The sequence below is a fragment of the Cryobacterium sp. MLB-32 genome (genome assembly GCF_000738085.1).
In the GTDB taxonomy this organism is placed as follows: Bacteria; Actinomycetota; Actinomycetes; order Actinomycetales; family Microbacteriaceae; genus Cryobacterium.
Window position 1 is genome coordinate 1 of the sequence record NZ_JPRS01000643.1, and the last position, 1,193, is coordinate 1,193.

Annotated in this window: 2 protein-coding genes; one reads left to right on the forward strand and one right to left on the reverse strand. The window is 54.2% G+C overall.

Features of this window, described 5'->3' with window-relative positions:
• On the forward strand, positions 1–238 hold a 238-nt coding region (locus tag JF66_RS24810), incomplete at its 5' end, for a hypothetical protein (protein WP_035880810.1).
• Between the two features lie 377 nt (positions 239–615).
• Here JF66_RS24810 and JF66_RS20590 read toward each other — a convergent pair.
• Positions 616–1,193, reverse strand: a 578-nt coding sequence (locus JF66_RS20590; protein WP_035880812.1) for a hypothetical protein, incomplete at its 5' end; no start/stop codon positions are given.

The following is a 1,193-nucleotide window of genomic DNA, read 5'->3' on the forward strand; positions in this document are numbered from 1 at the left end:
ACGACTTAACGATCCCAATGAAATTCTGAAGTTGTTTGCCTTTATGCAGCCCGCATCGCTTGTGGGCGGCATACTGGGCACCTGGATAAAGTCGTCCGCATCAAACGAGTCATTCTTTGAGATTCTCCCGCAGTATCTTCTCTTTGGCTGGGTGCCCATAGCGATCATTCTCGCGGTCGTAGGCATCCTGCTGTTCAAACGAGCGGAACGGAAGACAGTTAAGGGTCAGCGGGATTAGTTCCTCGGGGATATGAGCTGCATAAAGGATTCTTCTAAGATTGGCCTTATGGAGCTGTTAACGGCGTACTCCTGCGCGGCGCGGTGTCATCGCTGATTCTGGGGTCCATGCGGGATGGAGGGATCGGCTTGCTGCATCCTCGTGTATTAGGGGTTAGCTCACGAAACGGAATAAATAGCACGTTGACATATCCCGCTCCCCAATAACGGCGAGATCGGAATCGCTCAAGGTGTACTGCTGGAGGCGCTGTTGCCGGTCGCCTGGAAACACGAGTAGCTGCTCCCGCACCGTTGCGGTCCGGACAGGACGACGAGGCATAGAAGCTCTTCTCTTAAACGAGGGAAACCAAGAACCACCCCGACCGCTCTGTGTCCGAGTTAGGGGGCAAGGTGAAAGGATTTCAGCAGCTCGTCGGGCAGGGTCAGGTTGGCCGTGTTTGATATGGTGCCATCGTCGAGCACTTTGAAGACTCCCTGCTGTGAGTCGACGAGCATTGTCTCTCCATCGATCACGTTCAGGAAGAGTACATAATCGTCTCCTTTGGAGAAGCCGATTACTTCAGCGGTCGAGCGTGGCACTATTACGGTGACGGTCTCACCATGTAGATAGGTCCCTGTGCCGATGTAGCCGTCGACGTTCAGGATTACGAGTTCAACTTTCTCGCCTTCATGTACCTCTGGGGTTGTGTGGTTTACGGTTGTGCGCATGATGATTTCTGCCGTATCTTGAGCCTCGGTGAGATTCCACGCATAGTTCGAGGTGCGAAAGAGTCCGCCCCCTTCAGCGATGTATAGGGAGCCGGCGATGCCGGTCGCCGCGACTACGACGATTATGGCAATACGTTTGCTACCATGGGGGCTTTTGTTCACGGGTACGAGACCGGTAGAACGCCGCTGACGCAAATAGCGGATTAGGAGAAGTCCACCGCTGATTGCTGCCGCAACCCAAACCATGA